Annotated in this window: 8 protein-coding genes; 5 read left to right on the top strand and 3 right to left on the bottom strand. The window is 58.6% G+C overall.

All coding sequences use genetic code 11. The features are described from left to right. Window positions 1–100: 100 nt before the first annotated feature. Window positions 101–838 (top strand): glycosyltransferase family 2 protein, encoded by a 738-nt coding sequence (locus MKS11_RS21610; protein ID WP_284109688.1) that lies wholly within the window; start codon window positions 101–103, stop codon window positions 836–838. Window positions 839–843: 5 nt separating this feature from the next. Here the strand turns inward: MKS11_RS21610 and MKS11_RS21605 are convergent, their stop codons facing one another. The 3 genes from MKS11_RS21605 to gpmM are packed head-to-tail and all read right to left on the bottom strand — an operon-like array spanning window position 844 to window position 4,629. Further along, window positions 844–1,800, bottom strand: a complete 957-nt coding sequence (locus MKS11_RS21605; protein ID WP_087771079.1) for a divergent polysaccharide deacetylase family protein — start codon at window positions 1,798–1,800, stop codon at window positions 844–846. 3 nt (window positions 1,801–1,803) lie between these two features. After that, window positions 1,804–3,075 (bottom strand): murein hydrolase activator EnvC, encoded by a 1,272-nt coding sequence (envC, locus tag MKS11_RS21600; RefSeq protein ID WP_004205048.1) that lies wholly within the window; start codon window positions 3,073–3,075, stop codon window positions 1,804–1,806. A 9-nt stretch (window positions 3,076–3,084) separates the two neighbouring features. Then, a complete protein-coding gene (gpmM, locus tag MKS11_RS21595; RefSeq protein WP_048293892.1) occupies window positions 3,085–4,629 on the bottom strand; it encodes a 2,3-bisphosphoglycerate-independent phosphoglycerate mutase in 1,545 nt (514 codons plus the stop codon). Between the two features lie 245 nt (window positions 4,630–4,874). Here gpmM and MKS11_RS21590 point away from each other — a divergent pair, with 245 nt between their 5' ends. The 4 genes from MKS11_RS21590 (at window position 4,875) to gpsA (ending at window position 7,209) form a co-directional block, all read left to right on the top strand. After that, window positions 4,875–5,306: a rhodanese-like domain-containing protein gene (locus MKS11_RS21590; RefSeq protein ID WP_004205046.1), complete on the top strand. Its 432-nt coding sequence runs from the start codon at window positions 4,875–4,877 to the stop codon at window positions 5,304–5,306. A gap of 104 nt (window positions 5,307–5,410) precedes the next feature. Further along, window positions 5,411–5,662, top strand: a complete 252-nt coding sequence (gene grxC / locus MKS11_RS21585; protein WP_002922429.1) for a glutaredoxin 3 — start codon at window positions 5,411–5,413, stop codon at window positions 5,660–5,662. Between the two features lie 60 nt (window positions 5,663–5,722). After that, window positions 5,723–6,190 carry a protein-export chaperone SecB gene (secB, locus tag MKS11_RS21580; protein WP_002922428.1) on the top strand — a complete coding sequence of 156 codons (468 nt, stop codon included), beginning with the start codon at window positions 5,723–5,725 and terminating at the stop codon, window positions 6,188–6,190. Further along, on the top strand, window positions 6,190–7,209 hold the full coding sequence (gpsA, locus tag MKS11_RS21575; protein ID WP_004205045.1) for an NAD(P)H-dependent glycerol-3-phosphate dehydrogenase: 1,020 nt from the start codon (window positions 6,190–6,192) through the stop codon (window positions 7,207–7,209). The genes secB and gpsA overlap by 1 nt, the downstream gene beginning before the upstream one ends. The last annotated feature ends 18 nt before the right edge of the window (window positions 7,210–7,227 follow it).

The raw sequence follows: 7,227 nt of genomic DNA, 5'->3' as shown, positions 1-7,227 counted from the left end.
CCCGCACTCCACGCTGAATTATCAGACACCGTCTGAATTTGCAGCGGGCTGGAGAAAGGGTCATTCTGAGAATGAAGATTCCGACGTTACTAACTGAGTGTTGTATCTAATCGTGGGGGCAGGTCAGGTGGCCGATGAGTGTATTGTCGTCGACTCCGGTAGCACCGACGAAACGGTCTCTATTTGTCAGCAGTTTGGTCTCACCGTCCATCACCATGCCTATAAAGCCCACGGCGCGCAGATGAACTATGCCATTGGGCTGGCCAGCCATGACTGGGTGCTGTGCATGGACAGCGATGAAATTCTTGATAACGACGTCGTGTCGGCCATTCAGGCGTTAAAAGCGGGGGAGGAGCCTGACCCGGCATGCGCCTGGCGTTTGCCGCGCTACTGGTTTGTCCTCGGCAAGCAGGTGCGGACGATCTACCCCATTTCCTCGCCGGATTACCCGGTGCGCCTCTTTAACCGCCAGCAGGCGCGATTTAACGACCGGCCGGTGGATGACCAGGTGGTTGGACACGCGCGATCCGTCAGGCTGCCGGGCTTTGTACGCCATGACACCTTTTATTCGCTGCATGAAGTGTTTAATAAGCTGAACAGCTATACCACCCGGCTGGTGAAGCACCAGCAGATCAAACCTTCGCTGGCGCGGGGGATCGTCAGCGCCATTGGCGCTTTCTTTAAATGGTATCTGTTCAGCGGAGCGTGGCGCTATGGCAAAGTCGGCGTGGTCACCGGCCTGTACGCCACGTTTTACAGCTTTCTCAAATATTTTAAGGCGTGGTACGCCCACGAAGATAACCAGGCGCCCGTCGCGCAAAAGCGAACGGACCCCTGAGTGGTCTAGTTGCCGGGATTGTCCCAGCCCTGCCATTTGAGGCGATAGTACTGGACCAGCGCGCTCTGGCTGATGCTGTCGCTGAGGATAGTGAAGAAGCGGCTGGCGTTCACGGGCTCCAGCGGGCGCTTCGGCTTGCAATACTTCACGCCGTGGAACGGATTACGCGGCTTCTGCTGCTGCGGCGCCGTTTGTTGCGCGGGCGGCTGAGCGTAGTTTGGCGTCGAATTGTCGACCTGCGGCACGTTGAGCAGGCTGCTCGGGCGCACCAGCGTGATATCCGGCGGCAGATTATAGACCATCTGCTGCAGCACCCGCACCGTCGTCGGATGCGGATGGCCAATGGCTATCGCCGAACCGTTACGCCGCGCCAGGGCGATGGCGCGGTTGAACTGGGTGCGGATATCGGCTTCATTCTGCGTATCGTCAAGAAACACCTTGCGCTTAATCACCTTCACCCCGGTGCCCTGCGCGGCGCGCATGGCCTGGGTATTGCCGATGGTCACGCTGTCGAGAAAATAGAGATTGTAGCGCTCCAGGGCCTGCATCACCTTCTGCATGCCAAACAGGTTGGAGGTCATCGCGCTGCCCATATGGTTATTCAGCCCGACGGCGTAGGGGACTTTGCCGTAAGCCTCGCGAATGATGCGCTCGATCTCCTCGCTGCTCATTTCGGGACGCAGGGTGTCTTTTTCCAGCGGCTGTTTGCTGAGCGGCGCCATCGGCAGGTGGATGAGCACTTCATGGCCCAGATTATGCGCTTTCGTGGCCATTTCCCGGGCGTGCGGCGCGTTCGGCAGCACGGCGACGGAGATAGTGGACGGCAGCGCCAGCACCTGATTTTCGGTCTGCGGGCGGTAGCCAAAATCGTCAATAACGATGGAGAGTTTGCCAGCGAACGCTGGCGCCGCCAGAGCCAGCGAACCGGCTACGGCAAGAGCAATTGCGCGAAATTGAAGCAAAACTTATCTTCCCAACCACGGCTGTGGATTGACCGCCTGACCCTGGCGGCGAATTTCGAAATAGAGCGACGGACGGCCCTGACCGCCGCTGCTGCCTACGAGCGCGATAGGCTGACCGGCACGCACCTGCGTACCGACGCTGACCAGCGCGCTTTGGTTATAGCCATACAGGCTCATGTCGCCTTTGCCATGCTCGACCACCACCACCAGACCATAGCCCTGCAGCCAGTCGGCCAGAATGACCCGACCATCGGCAATGGCTCTGACTTCGGTGCCTTCAGACGCGGCGATAACCATCCCTTTCCAACGTAGTTCACCTTGCAGCTGTTCGCCATATCGATGAAGGAGCGGACCGCGAACCGGCCAGAACGCCTGACCGCGCGGCGAGCCCAGTCCGCCGGTGCGTGACATCAGCGAACGCTCGCTTTCCGTTGGTTTATAGGTGGTGCCTTTGCGCGATGCTTCCTGCTGGCGGTCGCGCACCGCCTGCGCATCGCGTGCTTCCCGATCGGCTCGGGCTTTGGCGGCAGCCTCCGCCTGGGCGATACGACCGCGTAGGCGCGATTCGTTAGCCCGCAATTCACTTAACTGTTGCTGACCTTGCTGAATGGAGGATTCCAGTCCGGAAAGGGTCTTTTTCCGTTCGTTACGCGCCTGCTCCAGCTTCGCCTGCTGAGCTTTTTGCTCGTAGACCAGCGTCTGCTGCTGGCTCTGCTTCTCTTCGAGCATCGACTTTTGCACCGCCATCTCTTCGCGCGTTTTCTTCAGTTCCGCGATGGTTTCCTGACGGGCCTGGTTGAAATAGCTGAAGTAGACCTGCATCCGCTGATTGCGCTGGCCCTCTTCACCGCTCAGCACCATCTGGATGCCGGTATGCGGCCCCTGGCGGAACGCGGCGTCAAGCTGCGCGGCGAGGTTACGCTCCTGAGACGCGCGCTGGCGCTCCAGCTTGGCGAGAGAGGCGTTCATTTCGTCAATCTGCTTATTGAGCTGGTTCAGGTTGTCCTGGGTTTCGCGCAGTTTGCGGGCCGCGGCGGCGATCGCTTCTTCCTGCGCTTTGAGCTGGGCGAGCAGGCTTGCGCGCTGCTGCTGCTGCTGCTTAATCGCCCGCTGCCTGGCGGCGATGTCGGCCTGGATGGACTTAAGCTGATCGCGATCGTCGGCGTGCGCAGATGACGCGCACAGTAATACGCCAGCGCTGAGCGCGCTGGCGTAAAGGACGGATCGAACTGCCGTTGCGATCCATGTAGTTGAATACGTCGCCTTTCCCCTCATGGGGAAGGATTATTCCACGATGAACAGCGGCTTGCCAGTCATCTCTTGCGGGATTTCTATTCCCATCAGCGACAGCATGGTTGGGGCGATGTCGGAAAGTTTGCCGCCATTGACCGCTTTAACCGCTTTGTTACCGACGTAGATCAGCGGAACCGGCAGGTTGGTGTGGGCGGTATGCGCCTGACCGGTGGCCGGGTCGCGCATCTGCTCGGCGTTACCGTGGTCGGCGGTGATCAGCAGCTGACCGCCAACGGATTCCACCGCCTGCGCCACCTGATCGATGCAGTGATCCAGCGCTTCAACGGCTTTTACGGCGGCTTCCATCACCCCGGTATGGCCAACCATATCGCCGTTCGGGTAGTTACAGATGATAGTGTCGTACTGGCCGCCTTTGATGGCCGCGACCAGTTTCTCGGTCAGCTCGGCGGAGCTCATTTCCGGCTGCAGATCGTAGGTCGCTACTTTCGGCGAATTAATCAGAATCCGCTCTTCGCCTTTGAACGGCTCTTCTACGCCGCCGTTGAAGAAGAAGGTGACGTGGGCGTATTTTTCAGTTTCGGAGATGCGCAGCTGGGTTTTATCGTGCTTGGCCATCCACTCGCCGAAGGTATTGGCCAGCGAGGCGGGCGGGTAGGCGCAGGCGACTTTGATGTCGGCGGCATATTCGGTGAGCATCACGAAGTCGAGGTTAACCACTTTCTTACGCGCAAAGCCGTCGAAGTCGGCGTTGACGAAGGCGCGGGTGATTTCGCGCGCGCGGTCAGCACGGAAGTTCATGAAGATCAGCGCATCGCCATCTTCCATCGCCGCATCGGCCTGGCCGGCGGCGCGGATCACGGTCGCTTTCACGAACTCGTCGTTTTCGTCACGGGCGTAGGCAGCCTGCAGACCGGCGACGGCGGTATCGGCCTGGAATTCGCCTTTCGCCAGGGTCATCAGGTCATAGGCCTGCTCAACGCGATCCCAGCGGTTGTCGCGGTCCATGGCGTAGTAGCGGCCGATGAGCGACGCGATGCGGCCTTTGCCCAGCGCGGCAAATTTGGCTTCGAATGTCGCCAGCGTTTTTTCCGCGCTGCGCGGCGGCGTATCACGGCCGTCGAGGAAGGCGTGCAGGTAGATCTTCTCAGCGCCGCGCTCTGCCGCTAGCTCCACCATCGCCATGATGTGATCTTCGTGGCTGTGGACGCCGCCTGGCGACATCAGACCCATGATATGTACCGCTTTGCCGGCGGCAACCGCTTTATCGACCGCGGCGGTCAGTACCGGGTTGGCGAAGAAGGTGCGTTCTTTAATTTCCACATCGAGACGGGTCAGGTCCTGATAGACGATACGACCGGCGCCCAGGTTGACGTGACCCACTTCGGAGTTCCCCATCTGACGGTCCGGCAGGCCAACTTCCAGGCCGGATGCATCGATCAGGGTATGCGGACGTTTGGCCCACAGGGCGTCCATTACCGGCGTTTTAGCGCTGTAAATGGCGTTATCCTGTTGGTCTTCGCGATAGCCGTAGCCATCCAGAATCACCAGTACCATAGGTTTTTTAGTAACCGACATTGCGACAACCTCATGCTCAAAGACAGAAATTTTGCGTAATTTTACTACAGCTGAATCGTTTAAATCCCCGTGAAAGATCAAAGAAAGGGAGCGGCCAGTCCGCGGCGCGTCAGCGAGAACGGCTTTTTTTCGCCGCCGCCCGCAGAAAATACATTACATCGCGCTCACTGGCTGTAATTGCCGCAAGGCACAGGTATACTCCTTTCCTGGTTTTTTTCTCACTTAGTCGGGAGTTGTAACCCCCCATGCAAGAAATTATGCAATTCATCGGCCGTCACCCTGTTCTGAGCATCGCGTGGATCGCGCTGCTGGGGGCGGTGCTGTTCACCACCTTCAAGGGCCTGATGTCGAAAGTTAAAGTCATCACCCGTGGTGAAGCGACGCGTCTTATCAATAAAGAAGACGCGGTAGTGGTCGACCTGCGTCAGCGTGACGATTTCCGTAAAGGCCATATTGCCGGCGCCATCAACCTGCTGCCCAGCGATATCAAAGCGAATAACGTCGGCGAGTTGGAAAAACACAAATCGCAACCCATTATTGTGGTAGACGGTTCCGGCATGCAGGCGCAAGAGCCAGCCAACGCGCTGAACAAAGCCGGGTTTGAAAAAGTCTTTGTACTGAAAGAGGGCATTGCTGGCTGGAGCGGCGAAAACCTCCCTCTGGTACGTGGCAAATAACTTACCCCGCGTGGTGATGCCGCCGCGTTTTCCCCGTCGCGCCTGACGTGAGGGGAACACAGGCTGCGGCGTAAAACCCTCAGGGTAATAACAGGAGTGAAGTCATGGCCAATATTGAGATCTACACCAAAGCGACCTGCCCGTTCTGCATCCGCGCGAAAGCGCTGCTGAACAGCAAAGGCGTAACGTTCCATGAGTTGCCGATCGATGGCGATGCCGCGAAGCGTGAGGAGATGATCCAGCGCAGCGGACGGACGACGGTTCCGCAGATTTTTATTGATGCGCAGCACATTGGCGGCTGTGACGACTTGTATGCGCTTGATTCACGTGGTGGACTTGATCCCCTCTTGCGCTAATTTTTGCGCGCTTTCCCTGCCGGAAGCGCGTATTTAAGGACAACACGAAAGGGTTTTACTATGTCAGAACAAAACAGCACCGAAATGACCTTCCAGATCCAGCGTATCTATACCAAAGATATCTCTTTTGAAGCGCCGAACGCGCCGCAAGTTTTCCAGAAAGACTGGCAGCCGGAAGTTAAACTTGATCTGGATACCGCCTCCACCCAGCTGGCTGAAGGCGTTTATGAAGTGGTGCTGCGTGTAACCGTGACCGCCGCTCTGGGCGAAGAGACCGCGTTCCTCTGCGAAGTACAGCAGGGCGGTATTTTCTCCATCGACGGCATCGAAGGCACCCAGATGGCGCACTGCCTTGGCGCATACTGCCCGAACATTCTGTTCCCGTACGCGCGCGAGTGCATCACCAGCCTGGTTTCCCGCGGTACCTTCCCGCAACTTAACCTTGCGCCAGTGAACTTCGACGCGCTGTTTATGAACTATCTGCAGCAGCAGGCTGGCGAAGGTGCTGAACAACATCAGGATGCCTGATGAACGCACTTAATGCTGCAATGACTGTGATCGGTGCCGGCTCTTACGGCACCGCTCTTGCCATCACCCTGGCAAGAAATGGCCACCACGTTGTGCTCTGGGGCCATGACCCGAAACATATCGCGACGCTGCAACACGATCGCTGCAACGCCGCGTTCCTTCCCGATGTGCCTTTCCCGGATACGCTGCATCTTGAAAGCGACCTGGCCACCGCGCTGGCCGCCAGCCGCGATATTCTGGTGGTGGTGCCAAGCCATGTGTTTGGTCAGGTGTTACGCCAGATTAAACCGCTGATGCGTCCTGACGCGCGTCTGGTGTGGGCGACCAAAGGCCTTGAGGCCGAAACCGGTCGTCTGCTGCAGGACGTGGCGCGTGAAGCGCTGGGCGATGATATCCCGCTGGCGGTGATCTCCGGGCCAACCTTCGCCAAAGAGCTGGCCGCCGGCCTGCCGACGGCGATTTCGCTGGCGGCGACGGATCCGCAGTTTGCCGAGGATCTGCAGCACCTGCTGCACTGCGGCAAGAGCTTCCGCGTCTACATCAACCCGGACTTTATCGGCGTACAACTCGGCGGCGCGGTGAAAAACGTCATCGCCATCGGGGCGGGGATGTCGGACGGCATCGGCTTCGGCGCCAATGCGCGGACGGCGCTGATTACCCGTGGCCTGGTGGAAATGTCTCGCCTTGGCGCGGCGCTGGGCGCCGACCCGGAAACCTTTATGGGGATGGCCGGCCTCGGTGACCTGGTGCTCACCTGCACCGACAACCAGTCCCGTAACCGTCGCTTCGGCATGATGCTCGGCCAGGGGATGGACGTGCAAAGCGCCCAGGAAAAGATTGGCCAGGTGGTTGAAGGCTACCGCAATACCAAGGAAGTTCGCGTTCTGGCACAGCGTTTAGGTGTCGAAATGCCAATAACCGAGGAAATTTATCAGGTATTGTATTGCGGAAAAATTGCGCGCGAGGCAGCATTGACCTTATTGGGTCGCGCCCGCAAGGACGAGCGCAGCAGCAATTAGCTTTCCTTTGTCACCTGA

It is taken from the genome of Klebsiella sp. K5-45 (assembly GCF_030128605.1).
In the GTDB taxonomy this organism is placed as follows: domain Bacteria; phylum Pseudomonadota; class Gammaproteobacteria; order Enterobacterales; family Enterobacteriaceae; genus Klebsiella; species Klebsiella quasipneumoniae.
Note: the sequence above shows the minus strand (reverse complement) of the source record. Positions and strands in the feature narration are given on the sequence as shown.

What these genes read in the sequence shown, in the direction of transcription:
- envC (WP_004205048.1), bottom strand. Translation starts at nt 3,075, where the DNA reads ATGAGGGGAAAGGCGACGTATTCAACTACATGGATCGCAACGGCAGTT.
- gpmM (WP_048293892.1), bottom strand. Translation starts at nt 4,629, where the DNA reads ATGTCGGTTACTAAAAAACCTATGGTACTGGTGATTCTGGATGGCTAC.
- MKS11_RS21590 (WP_004205046.1), top strand. Translation starts at nt 4,875, where the DNA reads ATGCAAGAAATTATGCAATTCATCGGCCGTCACCCTGTTCTGAGCATC.
- grxC (WP_002922429.1), top strand. Translation starts at nt 5,411, where the DNA reads ATGGCCAATATTGAGATCTACACCAAAGCGACCTGCCCGTTCTGCATC.
- secB (WP_002922428.1), top strand. Translation starts at nt 5,723, where the DNA reads ATGTCAGAACAAAACAGCACCGAAATGACCTTCCAGATCCAGCGTATC.
- gpsA (WP_004205045.1), top strand. Translation starts at nt 6,190, where the DNA reads ATGAACGCACTTAATGCTGCAATGACTGTGATCGGTGCCGGCTCTTAC.